At 35.3% G+C, this 16,482-nt stretch carries 19 protein-coding genes; 16 read left to right on the forward strand and 3 right to left on the reverse strand.

Features of this window, described 5'->3' with window-relative positions; translation table 11 throughout:
- Window positions 1-54: 54 nt before the first annotated feature.
- The 5 genes from AC0L6R_RS05655 (at window position 55) to AC0L6R_RS05675 (ending at window position 5,222) form a co-directional block, all read left to right on the forward strand.
- Entirely contained in the window at window positions 55-1,599 is a 1,545-nt protein-coding gene (locus AC0L6R_RS05655; protein ID WP_473270322.1) for a hypothetical protein, read from the forward strand.
- A complete protein-coding gene (locus AC0L6R_RS05660) occupies window positions 1,589-2,248 on the forward strand; it encodes a hypothetical protein (protein WP_473270323.1) in 660 nt (219 codons plus the stop codon). Before AC0L6R_RS05655 ends, AC0L6R_RS05660 begins: the two co-directional genes overlap by 11 nt.
- Before the next feature lie 1,327 nt (window positions 2,249-3,575).
- On the forward strand, window positions 3,576-3,707 hold the full coding sequence (locus AC0L6R_RS05665) for a hypothetical protein (protein WP_473270324.1): 132 nt from the start codon (window positions 3,576-3,578) through the stop codon (window positions 3,705-3,707).
- A gap of 674 nt (window positions 3,708-4,381) precedes the next feature.
- Window positions 4,382-4,666 carry a hypothetical protein gene (locus AC0L6R_RS05670; protein ID WP_473270325.1) on the forward strand — a complete coding sequence of 95 codons (285 nt, stop codon included), beginning with the start codon at window positions 4,382-4,384 and terminating at the stop codon, window positions 4,664-4,666.
- On the forward strand, window positions 4,653-5,222 hold the full coding sequence (locus tag AC0L6R_RS05675) for a hypothetical protein (RefSeq protein WP_473270327.1): 570 nt from the start codon (window positions 4,653-4,655) through the stop codon (window positions 5,220-5,222). The genes AC0L6R_RS05670 and AC0L6R_RS05675 overlap by 14 nt, the downstream gene beginning before the upstream one ends.
- A gap of 147 nt (window positions 5,223-5,369) precedes the next feature.
- On the opposite strand, the gene AC0L6R_RS05680 is transcribed toward AC0L6R_RS05675, so the two are convergent.
- Complete coding sequence (locus tag AC0L6R_RS05680; protein ID WP_473270329.1) at window positions 5,370-5,636, reverse strand: hypothetical protein; 267 nt, start codon at window positions 5,634-5,636, stop codon at window positions 5,370-5,372.
- Window positions 5,637-6,402: 766 nt separating this feature from the next.
- Window positions 6,403-6,588 carry a hypothetical protein gene (locus AC0L6R_RS05685; RefSeq protein ID WP_473270330.1) on the reverse strand — a complete coding sequence of 62 codons (186 nt, stop codon included), beginning with the start codon at window positions 6,586-6,588 and terminating at the stop codon, window positions 6,403-6,405.
- Between the two features lie 1,215 nt (window positions 6,589-7,803).
- Here AC0L6R_RS05685 and AC0L6R_RS05690 point away from each other — a divergent pair.
- From AC0L6R_RS05690 to AC0L6R_RS05725, 8 genes are all read left to right on the forward strand, one after another.
- A complete protein-coding gene (locus AC0L6R_RS05690; protein WP_473270331.1) occupies window positions 7,804-8,028 on the forward strand; it encodes a hypothetical protein in 225 nt (74 codons plus the stop codon).
- Between the two features lie 54 nt (window positions 8,029-8,082).
- A complete protein-coding gene (locus tag AC0L6R_RS05695; RefSeq protein WP_473270332.1) occupies window positions 8,083-8,262 on the forward strand; it encodes a hypothetical protein in 180 nt (59 codons plus the stop codon).
- 254 nt (window positions 8,263-8,516) lie between these two features.
- Entirely contained in the window at window positions 8,517-9,575 is a 1,059-nt protein-coding gene (locus tag AC0L6R_RS05700; protein WP_473270334.1) for a DNA cytosine methyltransferase, read from the forward strand.
- Window positions 9,572-10,720, forward strand: a complete 1,149-nt coding sequence (locus tag AC0L6R_RS05705; RefSeq protein ID WP_473270335.1) for an HD domain-containing protein — start codon at window positions 9,572-9,574, stop codon at window positions 10,718-10,720. The genes AC0L6R_RS05700 and AC0L6R_RS05705 overlap by 4 nt, the downstream gene beginning before the upstream one ends.
- A 2-nt stretch (window positions 10,721-10,722) precedes the next feature.
- Complete coding sequence (locus AC0L6R_RS05710; protein ID WP_473270336.1) at window positions 10,723-10,902, forward strand: ORC-CDC6 family AAA ATPase; 180 nt, start codon at window positions 10,723-10,725, stop codon at window positions 10,900-10,902.
- Window positions 10,903-10,915: 13 nt separating this feature from the next.
- Window positions 10,916-12,181: an ORC-CDC6 family AAA ATPase gene (locus AC0L6R_RS05715; RefSeq protein WP_473270338.1), complete on the forward strand. Its 1,266-nt coding sequence runs from the start codon at window positions 10,916-10,918 to the stop codon at window positions 12,179-12,181.
- Window positions 12,171-12,530, forward strand: a complete 360-nt coding sequence (locus AC0L6R_RS05720) for an ORC-CDC6 family AAA ATPase (RefSeq protein WP_473270345.1) — start codon at window positions 12,171-12,173, stop codon at window positions 12,528-12,530. Before AC0L6R_RS05715 ends, AC0L6R_RS05720 begins: the two co-directional genes overlap by 11 nt.
- Complete coding sequence (locus tag AC0L6R_RS05725; protein ID WP_473270339.1) at window positions 12,527-13,507, forward strand: hypothetical protein; 981 nt, start codon at window positions 12,527-12,529, stop codon at window positions 13,505-13,507. The genes AC0L6R_RS05720 and AC0L6R_RS05725 overlap by 4 nt, the downstream gene beginning before the upstream one ends.
- A gap of 179 nt (window positions 13,508-13,686) precedes the next feature.
- Here AC0L6R_RS05725 and AC0L6R_RS05730 read toward each other — a convergent pair whose 3' ends face one another.
- Window positions 13,687-13,950 (reverse strand): helix-turn-helix domain-containing protein, encoded by a 264-nt coding sequence (locus tag AC0L6R_RS05730; protein WP_473270340.1) that lies wholly within the window; start codon window positions 13,948-13,950, stop codon window positions 13,687-13,689.
- A 636-nt stretch (window positions 13,951-14,586) separates the two neighbouring features.
- On the opposite strand from AC0L6R_RS05730, the gene AC0L6R_RS05735 reads away from it, so the two are divergent.
- The 3 genes from AC0L6R_RS05735 (at window position 14,587) to AC0L6R_RS05745 (ending at window position 16,422) form a co-directional block, all read left to right on the forward strand.
- Window positions 14,587-14,739, forward strand: a complete 153-nt coding sequence (locus AC0L6R_RS05735; RefSeq protein ID WP_473270341.1) for a hypothetical protein — start codon at window positions 14,587-14,589, stop codon at window positions 14,737-14,739.
- 307 nt (window positions 14,740-15,046) lie between these two features.
- Window positions 15,047-15,517, forward strand: a complete 471-nt coding sequence (locus AC0L6R_RS05740; protein WP_473270342.1) for a TlpA family protein disulfide reductase — start codon at window positions 15,047-15,049, stop codon at window positions 15,515-15,517.
- Window positions 15,475-16,422 (forward strand): hypothetical protein, encoded by a 948-nt coding sequence (locus AC0L6R_RS05745; RefSeq protein ID WP_473270344.1) that lies wholly within the window; start codon window positions 15,475-15,477, stop codon window positions 16,420-16,422. Before AC0L6R_RS05740 ends, AC0L6R_RS05745 begins: the two co-directional genes overlap by 43 nt.
- The last annotated feature ends 60 nt before the right edge of the window (window positions 16,423-16,482 follow it).

Below are 16,482 nucleotides of genomic sequence, written 5' to 3' on the forward strand. Positions count from 1 at the left end.
ATTTTTCATAAAATTATATATTGTTTTTGAGTTGTCAGAATAATTTAACAAATCATGGGAAAATCAGAAAAAAATACTAAACCAATAAAAATCTATTTAGAGAACAGTAAGAATGCAAATAAGTTCTCTTTAGATAGTTATAACATTATCCATCAAGATCAGTTCGAAAATGTTAGAGACCAAATAGTTCAAAATTCAAAGGAAATTCGTGAACCAGACAACGAGGAAAAAATCTATACTCACAATACGATAACTATTTCAGGCACCAGAGGTAGTGGAAAAACATCTTTCTTGTTGAGTTTAAAAAATTATTTTGAAAATGGAAAAGATTCTTCTTATGGTGATAAACTTTGTTTTCTTGAAATAGTAGACCCAACATTAATTGAGGAGAAGGGGCATGTGTTTTTAAATGTTATCTCTATAATTCATACAAAGATTAGTAAGTATGTCGATTCCAAAAAAAGCATGTCTACATATGGTAGAAATGTAACGGATAATGATTATGAGAATTGGAGACAGTCAATGATAAAGCTCGCAAGTGGAATTCCCTCACTGGATGGTGTTGAAATTGGTGATAATAACGATTGGATAGATCCTGAATTTGTGTTCGATAAAGGATTAAATTCTGTTACTGCAGCCATTGAATTGAGAGATAATTTTGAAAGATTTATAACATTTTCATTGAATATTTTAGGCAAAAAAGCATTTGTATTGATGTTTGATGATATAGATGTGGATTTCAAAAAAGGTACAGCAGTTTTGGAGACTATTCGAAAATATTTCAATTTTCCGAAGTTAATAACAATTGTAAGTGGGGATCTAATTTTGTATTCAAACTTAATTAGGCAAAAAAAGTGGGCTAACTTTGGAAAAGAGATTCTAGAATACGAAGGGAAGATGCTGAAAGGCATAGATTATTTCAATAATCTAGTTACTGAGCTTGAATCTCAATATTTTCAAAAGATCTTACAGCCACAGAACCGATTTCATTTATCCACCATTGGTGAATATATTTCGTTTGATAGTACCAAGTTTATTGTGTTTAGAAATGAGGCAGAGAATTCACCATCAGCGGAGGAGAATGGTAATGAAATTTCAGATGTATATAAAGAGATTTTGAAAAGTTTTGGAATTCAAAACAAATCGCAAATCCAGCCTTATCTTAGGTTTTTATTGAGTTTGCAATTGAGGACTCAAATTCTATTTTTATTAAATGAGGATCCCAAGAAAGATAAACTTTACTTTGAAAAATTTAAGTTTATTGATTCTTTTCTTAGTGAACTCGGTGAGTTGGGTATAAACTATAAGGATGTAGTTTCAAATAGTATCTATATCAATAGAAACATTTTGAAATTTCTTTTGAGGGAAAACGTCCTAAATGAGTTTTATCAATTGATTCCTGTCTCAACTAGAAGCAATATTAATTCATCTATTTTGGTTTTTAATTTTTTGCTTTCAAGATATATATGTAATAATAATTTGCATTTGATATTTGACTATTTCTTGAAAATTGGATATTTGAGGAATTTAAGTGTCTATATCCCTTTTACAGAAGATGAAAAATCGGATGGTAGGCGATTGATCAGGAATGAATTATAATGAAGGGATTAGATTGGGGTCAATTGAAGATTTAGCGAATAAATATATTTTAGGTAATGATAATACTTTAAAGGATACTATTGGAAGAACTACGGCTTATCTAAGAGGATCGATTGATACTAGGAGCACGAGTACTTCGAGAAAGTCAAAGAATACTGATAGTCTTTTAGTAGCTGGCACTATTCCACTATATGGATTTGACAAAGTGGCTAAGGGTGTTTCAGAAGGGAGGATCGATCATGTCCTCAGGCACCGTGGAGCGAACCTTTCTCAAATATATTTGGCTTGTTTTCCACTATCAATAAATAGGTTTGCTTATAAGAATAGTTCCTTACTGACCTATTCATCATACGTTTTATTAGGGATAATTGGTGATGTAATAGTAAAGTATAAGGAAGGAAACTTGGATAGTGCTTTGTCAGAATTGTCACATCTTAGAACTTATGTTACTCCAAATTTTGATGGGGATTCGAAGAAGTGGGAGAAGACGATTTCGAGGAGGATTCATTTGATTTCTATTTTCCAGATAGTGTTAATTTCTTATTGCTGCAAAATTCTCTTGAAAATTGGTTTAAAATTGCTCCTTCAGATTTGTCTTTTGCAGTACACATATTGGGAAAACTTTCTACAAGGTATTTTTATGCATTGACTACAATTGAAGATAGAGCAAAAAATAGAAGTTTAGGTGAGATTTTTCAATTTCAATTGATTGCGCTGCTTAATGCACTTTTAATAGAAGAGGCAAGAGAATATGCGCGAATTTTTCTCAAGGTTAAGGACTGATAACACGATATTTAGTGAGAAAAATTTTGTTCACAATCTTACTGTCTATAGAAGTTCAAAACTCAAGTTGAGATTTTTTGATTGGATGTTCCGGTCGCCTCTACTTATGAGCTATCTAAAGCCAGAGTTGTTGTATCAGTTTTTCTTCATGACAGATTCTGAGGTTAATTTAAGTCTAGAACTGAATGTTTTTCATTTTTTGGATGAAGTGCATGTTAAGTCAAAGAAGGGATCAGTGAGGTTTAGAGGAGATCGTTCAATGTCTACTTTCTTTTTGTGGGAATAGGAATGACATTATAATAATATAGTTGGGTGCTATTGGAAAGCAATGGAATATCTAAAACTGAAGTTTCAAAAATTTCCTTTTGAGCGTTTAGAAAGTATTTTATCAAAATATTCTGTTAAGAATGTTACAATGAAAAATTTTGAAAAATTCGTTGATTGTATCATTCTAGAAAAAATGGAAACCTATATTCTTAAGTATTTGTTCTTAGACGATAGTTCTTTGTCCCGATTACAAGATGTGTAAGTTGGTTAATTTTCAAGATATTAAATCTCGAATTTTTGTTAGGTTAGGGTAATGGGAATCCTAGGGTTCCAGATCATTATTATAAAACATTTTTGGATAGTAATTTTTCTTCTTTTCCTTCATTTGGTAGTTGTTTAGTGGATGGGGTTTACTCGGGTTAGCTCTGGATTTTTTTTGTCTTGACAGTGATTATGTCAAAATCCAGTTTGGCAAAGGGAATGCAATTTCAGGAGTTGTTGACTTTCGTTCCACCTTTGCCTTTAAAGAGTTATTATTTATCTGAGCAGCTTTCTGGGATTAATAGTGGAAATGTATTTGATTATTATTCTAAGTATTTTGTTTCTAATTTTAGATATACAGCGATACCAAGTAGTAATAATTTGTATCTAAATAGTAAGAGCAGGATTTAATGATTTGCATATTCATTTAAATGGTGGTACAGACACAGATGTTATTTGGCAGAAATTTATTTCAAATAGAATTTTGGCCTATAGTGATTATTTCAGTTTTTTTGATAGACATGTTATTGTGCGTGAACAGTATCTCCAAGAATCTCCTTTTTTGACTCCTAAGTATTTTTTTGATTTATTGTTGACAGCAAAGAAAAATACGCTTGTATTTTTATGAATTTCTTTTTAAAGATGAGTTGTCTAAATCTTTTACTATGAGATACTACGAAATGACAATTTTGATGAGATGGGTATTGGGAAATAAGCATCCATTTTATTCTGCTTTACCTGGGCAAGAGTATAATGGGATGGCATTAGAATCTTTAATGATTGTATTTGGTGCTTAATCATCTAAAGGGGAATCCCTACTCTTATTTGAGTTCTGTATTGCATTATTATTTTTTGATCCTTGGGCTTACGAATAGATTGGTTGTTCAGCAAAGGCTCCCAAATGGATTTGAGCAATTTCAAAAACACACTCTTAATGGCTTTAGAGAAAATATAGAAACAAATTATTCTGATAAGATTTTTGCGATACAGGGGTAACAAGGGGGGATTTGTTAGTTTTCTTGAGGGCCGTTTTTCTCCAAAAAAGACTTCAAAAGATTTGTTGTCTTTTTTGGTGAATATCAAGAAAGGTTGGCTTAATTACTTCAGATACTTTTAAATAAAAAACATGGTATTTCCGCTCTAAAGATTCTGACTTGAAGTTAATAGCTCATTTCATTAAAGCACCCGATGGTAAATCCTCATTTGCCGATTAGACATAGGGATTTAAGAGTAGACATACTGGAATAAGGCAAAGATTTTAACCAGATTGAAAACTGTTTCTCCAATGTATAGGAGTTTAATCACTGGTATTGATGTCGGCTGCCAATGAATTTCATGCAGGGCCTGAGGTTTTTGCTCCTGTATATAGACTTTTGAGAAAGAAGGGGTTTAATAAGTTTACCTTTCATGCAGGTGAGGATTTTTTTCACATACTCGGAGGTATTCGAGCTGTTTTTGAAGCTGTCGAATTTTGTGGGTTATCAAATGGAGATGGAATTGGACATGGTTTCTGGCGCTAGGTGTATCAATTGAAACTTGGCATGAGGTAGTTGGTGAGTCAATAAATATGAAGATTGGTCATTATTTAGATGATTTGATTTTTGGCTTTAGTTTCATTTCTGAAAAAAACATTCTAAAATTAGCTCATTTGCGAGTTCCATTAGAAAAAGAAATTGCTAGATGGAGTACTTACATTTATGGAGAATCCTACTCAACGTTGGACTTGGTAGACTTCCTGGAAGATGCGAAAGTATGATCCCCTTAACTCTTTTAAGCCGGATATTGAGAGTTTAAAATTATTTCCTTATTTCGATAAAGAAGAATGGAATCTCATTTTGAGAGACTACAAGTTTAAATCCAGAAAAGAATTGGAGTCTTTTCTGCCTTACAAACTATTCAAAAAATATCACAATAAGGCAAGTTTGGCCCTGTATGATGAAGTGAAAATCATTAATATCTTTGATGTTTTTAATTCAAACGATTTGCAGTCACTCCAATTGGAAGTTTTGAATTGGCTTGCTATAAAAAAAATTATAATAGAGACTTTGCCAAGTAGTAATGTTCGAATTGGTTTTCATAAAAATTTTGAAACATATCACCTAATTAATTGGATAAAATGGGGAAGGGATGGTATGAATATACCACCAATAGTAGTAGGCACAGATGATACTGGTATTTTTGCTACAAACATTTATAATGAGTATTCTAATATATATTGTATGTTAAAAAACTCAAGACAATTTAGTAATTCTGAGATACATAATATTTTAGATAGATTAATAGATAATTCTAATATTTACAAATTTTCCTAATTAAACTTTTTATATATGTAATTCAATATTCACCCCTTTTGATTTTATTTACTTAACAATTTTCTACCTATCCATTTTATGAGTAAATCAATTATAAGGTCAGGTCAAGATTTATTGAGAAAATATATCGGAAAGATTATATTTTGCTTAAGAATCGATTTGTACTATTCTCACCTCACCGCCTTCAACTTCACCCCCACATCTTGCAGCATTTGCAACAGGACAGTTGCATTTTTTCGTCTCTAATTCAATAAACTGTCTTAGAGCCCTCGACAGTGCACCTATCTGTTTTCCTTTATAGATTCGGGCATGTGGGAGTGGATCTGGGTTCTCACTATAGATCCGGCTTATTTTACCTTCTACACGCTTCTCAAGGTCTTTCAGTTCACTGCAGATGGCTGCCCAGTTGTACATATTCACCATTGCCTAAATATCAATTTATTTTAAACCTTCGAGGAAAATGTTTTATCCTTTCTCGGACATACTATGTCAGAATAAGATTCAATAAATCAAAACCACCTTTTAATAAAGAGGTTTAATTGGACAGTCATAATAATACATTTGAAAGTACTTCCCCAGTTCTGTATCTCATTACCACTTTCCGTAGTTCCCCATTCAGGTTCATCTCGACCGTTATATTATCATCAATCTGGTTAAGCAGCTTGATTGAGGAAGTGCATCCAGGGCAGGTTTCTACTCCATAAAAATCCAAAATATTCTTAGTCCAGGATTTTACAGATGCTATAGTCAAATCCACCAACTGAATGCTCACCTACAGTCAAATAGAAATCCACATCAAAATATAAAACACCAGCCGGAGGGGGAGGTTTGTGCTCTGCAATCCCAAAGTATACTTTCAGATAAGTCAGTACTCAGATATTGTGTATTATTTTTTCCAAACTCGCTGACTATACCACTGTGCTCAAGTGAGAAATCCACCCTTCCACCTTCTCGCATATTCCAGAATAGTCAATTCATCTTAATAGCAAGTAGGAGGTAGAACTTTTAAAGGCAAAATCATCAAAATTAAATCTCAAAATGCTTTTCGAAATAGAAGCATCTTTAGACGTATTTGATGGATCATAACCTAGTATTTCTATTAATTCAAATCCTGCAGCTAAATAGCCGTGACCTACAGGGTTGTAATAGATATCCTGAATAGTTGATTCAGGATCTAGGTCTACTTGATATTCAGCGGTTTTTTGATTTGGAGATTCAAATAACCCGCGAGCCAGAATTTTCCCTCAGACTTACCGTAGAGATAGGTGTGATCTGTGCTTCCGAACTCAAATACTTTCAGGTATTCCAATTCTCGCTCATGACGAATTTGATTTCCATAGATAGAGAGAAGACTATCTCGTTCCACGATTAGTGGATCTTTTGAAATATTAGGTTTCTCTGTCTTCGGAGCACGATCCTAGAAGGATAAAGAGAAAAAATAGTGTGGACCAATCAAAAAACTTCATCATACAAGATAATCAGAAGAATAAATGATGAAATATACCCTACACAGGGTATTTTTTTTGACTTCAAAAACTACTTTCTTACCCACGAATTAGTTCTAGTGCCCACCAACCCAGCATAACCTTGACGAAGAAACTCCTTCATTACTTCCTATTTCTTGCCTTCTTCCTGCTAGCATCTAAGCTAAGTGCGCAGACGGTCTTCATCATGATGACAGGAGCGGAGTATGCATGAAGAGTCACCTGTCAGGATACGCCATGACAGGATGGGTCGAGAGACTTCACTCAGGCCCAGTGAAGATTAATCGGCAACCGGGGGTTGAACCTGCCTAATGGGAAAATTCTACCCTTTTAATAATAATATTTAAAACAAATAGACTATGTATGAACATTATCCAATAAACGGAAACGTCCAACAAATCTCCGATGCAGAAGCTCAGAAGTTGATGAACGAAATTTCATCACAATGGGAAGAAGGAAAGTACATCCTTTGGTAAATTGTATATGGGTGTCTTTGATTGGGCTTTCTCAGACACTCCACACGGAATGGAACTTCATATACCTTAATTTGGCATCAGGAGGTTCAATACCACTAAATAAGAATAAGTGGAACTCAAAAATTCGGTTTTGACATTTATGTGAGACTGCTTCCTTAAACTTTAACTTGACTAAAGAAGAAGAGAGTACCGAAACAGCTTGTCTATACTGACACAGTTTGAACCGAAACTGGTGGGGAATTAGACCGAAAAGGATGGAGGGAACTTTAGCCTATGCTTTATTGGATCAGGCTGTTAAACCCTTACTAGAGATTAGACCTGAAAGGCGAATTTTTGAGTAAAGGAATAAAATCTAACCTACTTTAAATAATCTTTCAAAGTTGCGCATTTAGAACGAAATGCATGGCATGGTCAGCGCCAAAATATCCACGGGGTCAAGATGTTCTCGAAACCTGTTAGCGTCAAGCAGCTTTTTATGGCAGCACGGGGATTTGCGTCACATTCAATTGCTAGAATAGGAAATATAGAGGGAGAACGCCAATTTATTTCTCGTGAAGATTAGTAAAATTTTTAAATTAATTAAATTTTAAAAAATACAATTTATTACATAAATCAGCAGTAATGGTAGATATTGACTGGATTGACCAAGGATCAGTTTATATGCTTTATGAAGTCTACAAGGATCTTGAGCATAAATTAGAAAACAATGCAGGAATTATCGATGCTGAAATTGCAAAGCTGAAATCCGTTAAAGAGGAGATTGCAAAAATAGAGGAATGGGCAAATCAAAAAATGCAAGCAAACCTCCATTGGACTTCAAGAAGAAATATTGCTCCGATTGGGTAATAAACCAACTTTGATAATTGAATTTCAGCCAAGCTCAAATGGTTATAGAGACTTTTGGGAAAGAGAACAGTTGGAAATGTTGAATTTTCTCAATATGAATTGATAGAACTTCTTACTAATATTCAAAATAAAGTAGAAAGAGCTCGTGGAAACATTAAATTTATAAAAATACCAGAATTGACCGACCATGAAATATCTACAGCTGACATTTTTGATTTGGGTGGAAGAAGATAAGCTCTAGCTAGCAATTAGGTTTGGGCTCCTCTGTCTCAAGTTTATCTAATGATATAGGTGTTGCAATGATATTTTGAGTTTCTTTTTGGCATTTACTCAAGATTATGGACTAAGTTTTTATTATGGACTAAGTCTTTGATATTTACTTTTAAAAGGCTATTCTGAGGAAGGAAACAGCGTTAAAGTTGTAATGATATTATATGAGGTCATGAACTTCACGGGTTGTCCTAAAAATACTAATATAGATAAATTGAATGATTGGAATTGAAATTTTTGCAGGTGCAGGAGGGATGGCAACTGGAGCGGTAATGGCTGGTATTGATGTTCGCCTGGCTATAGAGAGTGATAAGTACGCAGCTCAAACCTACTTGTATAACCATAAGAAGACTACTGTAGTAATTGATGAAATACAGAATATTAAAGAATTTAATTTTGAAAGGGGCGATACGCCAGTAGTTTTATTTGGAGGGCCGCCATGTCAAGGTTATTCCTATTCAAACAGGAAAACGAGGACACAGGAAAATCCAAAGAATTGGCTTTTCAAAGAATTTTTAAGATCTGTAAAGTTGGTTAATCCTGACTGGGTCGTGATTGAAAATGTTCCAGGCCTAAAAAAAATGGATAGTGGTTTTTTTTTGAAAGCAATTTGTGAGGATTTGAGGGATTTGAAATATACTCCAAGTGTAAAAATCCTAAATGCCGCTGATTTTGGTGTTCCCCAAAAACGTGAACGGATTTTTATAGTAGCATCTAAGCATGGGATCGCATTTGATTTTCCTGTTGGGCAATATACAGGTAATCCAGTGACTGTATCCGAAGCTTTATCAGATTTACCTGAATTGAAAAACGGTTCAATAGTAAATAAGCTCAAATACAAGACCAAACCAATTTCATCTTATGCAAAGAAATTAAGAGGAAACAAGAAAATTGTAACCCAAAACTACGTTTCTAAGAACTCTGATATAGTACTTAATAGATACAAATATATAAATCAAGGAAGCAACTGGCACGACATTCCAATTGAACTTATGGGGAATTACAAAGACCATACAAGATGCCATAGTAGCATTTACAGACGACTTGCTGAAAATAAGCCAGCTGTAATTATTGCTAATTATAGGAAAAGCATGATTATCCATCCCACAGAAAATAGGGGTTTGTCAGTAAGGGAAGCAGCTAGATTACAGTCATTTCCTGACCATTATGAGTTTATTGGTTCATTGGATCAAAAGCAACAACAAGTAGGTAATGCTGTTCCTCCGATATTAGCGGAAAGTTTGTTTAGGAAATTGATTGAAACCAAAGAGGCATGAACCTTAAAAATTCAACTTTGGACGAATGGCTAAAAAAGCCTAATAAGAGCTTCCTGAAAAGGGGAGGGGATGATTTTCCTTTTTTTTCGAAATATGATGTTTTTAAGAGTCATTTGGATAAAGGTCTTCACAAAGAAGTAACGAAACAGGCTATCTACAATGAAATTAAAGCCAAGGACGAACTTGATAAAATAATATGGTTAAATGACCATGGACCAGAACATATCGCTGCCGTTATTGAACGTGCTAGCCAGCTTTTGGATAATGGGAAAGATGATACAACCAATTTCATTTATAGTTTAAATGCTCGTGAAGTTTTCCTTTTGTTAAATGCGATCCAAGTTCATGACATTGGAAATTTCTTTGGGCGTGTAGGGCATGAGGCAAAAGTATTTGATGCTGTAAAAGAAGGGTTAACACCTATTTTATTTGATTCGACTGAAGCAAGGAATATTTATGACATAGCCCATGTGCATGGAGGTAAGGTTATTTATAAGAATGGAAGTACTAATAAAAACACCATAAGGAAAATTAAACCTCAAATAACATCTGAGGGTTATACAGTCCGGTTGCAATTATTAGCGGCGATCCTACGATTTGCTGATGAATTGGCCGATGAAAAGAAACGTGCAGATATTTTCAGCCTAAATCAAGGAACATTAACAAAAGGAAGCGAGGTTTTTCATGCTTTTTCGGCGTGTCTAGATTCTGTTAAGGTAGATCACAATAAATTGACCATTGAAATTCACTTTAAGATTCCGAAAAAATATGCAACGAGGAAATTTGGAAAATTAATTTCTGAAAATGGGAATGATGAAGTAATTGAATGTTACTTATTAGATGAAATATATAGCCGAATTTTGAAAATGCATCATGAACGGATTTACTGTGCTAAGTTCTGGAAGGGTATGATTGAGATTGATAGAATTTGGGTGGAAATAGAGTTTTACAATGATATAAATGAAGAGGAGGAAAGTATTGATTTTGAACATTTACAAGTTCATCCAGATATAACTTTCACTCTTCATGATAATGGTTATCCTTCAGGATCAGGAGATATCTTCTCGTTTTGTGATGATGAACTTAAATATCAAGATGATGGATCGAGAATCAATGGGGAGAACCTTTTAAATAGAATTTCATAAGCATGACTAATACTAACCCATTTCAATTTAAATATCCAGATGATATTTCACCACAAGATGTTATAGACTTGTTTGTTCCAGTTTTTGGTGAGTATTACAATGTTCCTGTTTCTGGGCATACGTTTATTAATGGAGCACGAGGATCTGGAAAAAGTTATGATGTTTCGTTTTATGAAACCTGATTGTCAGGTACTTGTGAATGAAAATTCCAAAAAGCTTGAAACCCCAAGACCTTTAACAGAGCTAAATTATTTTGGAGTTTATATTCCTATTAAAAAAGGACACCTTAATAAACAAGACATAAAGTTAAATGACAAACATGGGGAAGCATTATTGAATGAACATTATATGGTAATTCATTTTTCGTTATACATATTTAAAGAATTTTCAGAGGCTAATTTTAACGACAATGACGAGAACAGAAGTTCCCTATCAAGTTTTTACAATGATGTGTTCAATAGATTTCTCAAATATGCAGGTTACGGTAACACAAAGGACATTGATCAGGGATTGAGCTTATCTCAAATATTTGAAGAAATTATCAATACTCTTCGAGATATTTCAAGTGAGTTTCAGCAGGGCTACATTAAGAAGCTTATAGGTGCAACTGGCTCGGTACCATATAATGGAACTCTGTTACTCTATAGTGAATTTTTATTCGAAATATTAAAAGCTTTCAGGGAATTATCTTTTATGCCATCAAAACCCATTTATCTTTTAATTGATGATGCTGATGAATTGATGATAGTACAAAGGAAAATCTTGAATTCTTGGGTCTCTTTAAGGACAACGAATGAAGTCAGTCTAAAAATTTCCACTCAACTCAAATACAAGGTTTATAGTACGATTAACGGATCTAGGATAGATACGCCTCATGATTATTCTGAAGTTAATATGAACGATATATATACTACGAAAAAAGACCTTTACTACAGTCGAGTATATCAAATTGTAGAGAAGAGGCTGGAAAAACATAATTACGAAGTTACTGACCCAGAACTTTTTTTTCCACCTGATAAAGAGCAACAAAAGAGAATTGAAGAACTTAAAGTAAAGTATACTAAAAAGAAAATTGAAGAGGGGCTTAACGAAAAACAAGCATATGATTTTGCATATCGCTATGCTGAACCAGATTTTATTAAAGGTTTAAAAGGTAATCGTTACACCTACAGTTACGCTGGATTCAAACAACTTGTAAATATTTCTTCTGGTATCATTAGAGAGTTTATTGATTTTGCATCTGAAATGTATGTGGCTCAAATTGCCAAAGATGATAATGATAAAATTGTTGCTATTGATTCTGCAATTCAGGATAGTGAAATAAAAAACTATTCCCGAAAGAAGATGGAAAGTGAATTTGATAAATTCAGAGATGAGGCAGAAAACAAGAGTGATATGGATAAATTAGAGAAATCTTATAATAGGGATTGGTGGGCTATTTCAAAAAATAATTGTTTCTGATGCTTCTGAAAGGCGCGTGTTTTCAGTAGCATTAAATGATGAGCCTGATGAGGAATTGAGAAAGATATTGGATTTGGGGGTTCAACATGGGTATATTCAGAAATCCATGATTGGTAATAAATATGGCACAGGCAAATCTAGGTTATATATTTTAAATCGGATTCTATCTCCTTTTTTCAAACTTGACCCATCCAGTTTTGCTGGTTACAAGTTTATGGATTCTGAAATATTAAAAAAGTCGCTTACTGACCCACTAGGTTTTATAAAGGTAATGATTCCAAAAATTAAAGGAGCTGTTGATGATAATCAAATTTCATTGTTTGATGAACTACAAATTCAAGGGAAATGAAAAAGGTATTTACATATGATGAGTTTTCTCAGCAAGCAAAAGAAGATAAAATTGATGTGTTTATTAGTTGTTCCAGTTTCGAAGAACGATGTTTCGTGATTCCTAAATTAGCTTTAGAATTTGAACCCAAAAGCCGATTTGTTTTTTACAATAGCAATGAAGTTGAAGCTATTCGACTAAATGCGGAAAAACTGTCCAAATTAGCGGAGGGGAGTACGAAATTAATCGAGCTGAACTCTTATGATCCAATTCACAATTATCTAAAAATAATTCAACTTTTTGATCAAATAGCAGAAAATTATCATGGAAAACCAAATTTGGCCATTGATACAACTACATTTACCCATGAAACATTACTTGTATTATTGAGAATCATTCATCTTAGAAAAGAAAATTTAGGCGAAATACGAATATGCTATGTTGGGGCAAAAGAGTATTCTTCCAATATGGAAAATGAATCGGATAAGTGGTTGTCAAAAGGAGTTGATGAAATTCGAACAATTTTGGGATATCCAGGCTTTACTGACCCAACAAAAAAGAATCACCTTATTATTTTATTTGGGTTCGAATTTGAGAGAACAAGAAAAATAATTGAAGAATACGAATTCGATATTATAACTCTAGGATTCGGAGATGAACCAATTCAAGATAATCACATGAGGATTAACTGTGAAAGACATAAAAGATTAATAAATGAACACCCTGAGGCTAGAGAGTTTAAGTTTTCTTTAAGGGATCCTAGTCAAACAAAAATACAATTGTTAAATTATATAAGCTCCAAGGAGTTAAAAGATCTTAATACGGTTGTAGCGCCTTTAAATAATAAATTATCTACAATTGGGGCAGGTTTAGCAGCATTAGAAAATGAGGACATTCAATTGGCATATGCTAAGGCATCTATTTATAATACTGAGGGATACTCTGTGCCGAATGACGACATTTATTATTGTAAAATAGATTTCAATTTGGAGTTTTAACTATTTTAAATTAATAAAGGCAGGGGGAGTGTTTGTCAAGACACTAGTTCTTTACTTAGGTTATCCTTATAAAAGAGAAGATCCCTCTATGCAATTAAATTATTCCCTTTCCTTACAACATTCCTCTTACTGAGAATTACAGAAATTAAATCCAATTTTCTGAAACGTTTGCTATTTCCTCATTCCTGATTGCATTCTGATTCAGTAAAATCAATATCGTAATTTAGGTCAATAAGGTCTTTTGGATTGATTTTGTAAAGCTTAGCAAGTTCTAAAAGGGTGCTAAATTTAATATCAATTCCTTTTTCGTACTTTTTTAAATCAGCATAATCGATGTCGCAATTTGCTGCTAATTGCCTATAGCTCAGTTTTTGAGCTTTTTTTAATCCTGCTAATTTTTCCCCAAGTTTTTTGAGAATTTTTCTTTTCTCCTCTGATTCCATTGCAAGTTTTGCTATCAGATTTCAAAAGTCTTTAAAAAGCGGTTAAAAAATGTTGGTCTTTAATCCAACGTGTTATTTTTATTCTTATATTTAACCTAGGTTTTCAAAAGTTGAAACCTAATATTTGTGGAATATCTGATTCCATAGTATTCGCACTTGAGTCTCGAAACTGAAAACGGCCAATTTTCGAAAGTAGAAATGAGACAAAGGTGAGAATGCTCACGCCATTGGCGTGGGCTACTCGCTTGCTCATTTCTAAGGTGCTTGGCCGTACCTCAGTTTCTGCAAGAAGGAGAGTCCACTCCAATGGCTTTTTTTCTTGGGGACTATAGTAATAACCCAAGTATCATGGAACAGACCTTGATTTTTTCTGGAATAAGTTGCTTCCCGGGATCAGTATCTGGAAGAATGACCTGTCTGCGCAATTTTACTTCGGGACAAATTGCTTTACCTATATTCATTCCATGGAAATTGGCATCGCCGCGGTAGATCGTCTGTATCCTCTGAAGCCTAAGAATCCGGTAAAAATTGGGGCACTTTTTTCTCTGATTGCTTCCGATTGGGCTTTGTATGTTTGGTGGGACTATCCATACAGATCAGGGAGTTCTCGATCCCGATTATTGAGGACGTTACACGATGATGGAGATCCGTGTAGCCAACCATAACAGCTCCGTTACTTCATTTTATTTCTTATTCACTATTGCTGTTCAGGTAGGAGCAAGGTGGGAGGAGAATGTATTGTATTGGGTACAAAGTATGAGTACAAAGTACAAAGTAATTGGAGGGTAGAAGTTGGGGACAAGGGCCAGGAGACAAGAAGCTGGAGCAAGAGAGTCAAGAAGTTAGAGTTGAGATTTTTCCAGCCGGAACTCCTTCAAAATGACCTGAAGGTCGGTGGTTAGGATTTCAGATTTGACTTTAGCTTTTAGCTTTCTGACTTCTGCCACTGCGACTGCCTACTTCTGTTTCCAGCTCTTGTACTGAGCTAAGTCGAAGTATTTGGACCTCGGACATCGCGGACCCCGACCACCCAGACACCCTGTCCTCTTCCAGCTTAAAATCTAAAAGCATGAAAAAAACACTACTCATCTGCTTAATGGGATTGCTATGTCTACCCATAAGCACACTGCGCAAGGCGCAAGCTGCGGATTCACCCCCAGGCAAAGATTTGGTTTATCGGCCACCGTGTATCCCAGGGCAGGAGGGCGCAAGCTCTTCTGCCTACCCGGATACACTTACCATTGGGGATGAGATTCCTTCCGGGATCGAATTCTCAGATGTATTACACTATGATTCGGATAAGCTGCGGCTGGATGATTACCGGGGCAAGTATGTGATCCTGGAATTCTGGGCTCCTACCTGTACAGCCAGCATCGCTTCCCTGCGTCGGCTGCATGCTATTCAGAAGAAGTACGGTGACCGGCTTGCTGTGTTGCCAATCACTGTCTTTGGCGAAGATCAAATCACTGAGACTATTTCAGGAAACAAGCGACTGCAAGCTGTAGGATTACCGCTGGTGGTGGATTGCACCCGGAAGATGCGGATGCCTACTTTCCCCATTCGGTGATTCCCCATGTGGTTGTGCTCGATCCTGAAGGAAAAGTGGTGGCCATTACAGGTATCGAAGATCTTACCTACACAAATATTGAGCAGCTATTGGCAAATGGGGAAGTGTTATTCCGTGAAAAGAAAGACAATAAAATCTCACTTGCCAAGGAGGAAAAACTTATTTCGGGAGCACCTCAGGTGCAGAATAAAAACATCTGGTACCGGTCTGCCATGACGGGATATATCCCAGAAGTCCACGGTTCTCTTACCCAGCAGTTCGAGGAGATGTCCCAAATCAGAATTATCAACCTTCCCCTGCTATACCATTATAGCCTTGCTTATTCTGAAAAGAGCCGGGAGGACTACTACAGCCTAAACCGTGTGGACACCATAGGTTTTGATCCGGAGGAACTCTGGTCTGATAAAGTAGGCAGGGACTACGAGGAATGGATGGCAGAAGGTAACCATGTATTCGGGTATGAACTGATTGCACCTGCCCATGCGGATCCTTACCGCATGATGAGGGAAGATCTGGATCGTTACTTTCCGCATAGAGAGGCCGAGGTGGAGAATAAAAAGTGGATGGTCTATGCCCTGGTCCAGCAGGAAAGAACAAGCTATCCGCCTGCATCAGAGGCTGAGAAATCCTACAGCACCAAACAGGGGTTGGATATGACTAACTATCCCTTGCAGGGGTTTGTGTACCACCTCAATGCGGCATTTCAAAGAAACAGTCCTTATCCATTTATCAACCTGACCGGAATTGATTATCCGATTGATCTGAGGCTGGATGCCAATCTTTCAGATGTGGAAAGCCTAAAGCAAGCTCTGCTGGCAAATGGGCTAGACCTGATTCTGAGAGAAGAGGAGATAAATGTGCTGGTGCTGAGAAAAATTGCTAAACCTAATCTATTGGCACCATGAGAAAGCTAGTGTTCGTTATACTGGGAATTTTATCCCTTTCTTTTCAGGCCGCAGAAGCCC

It is taken from the genome of Algoriphagus sp. 10J20-15 (genome assembly GCF_055809615.1).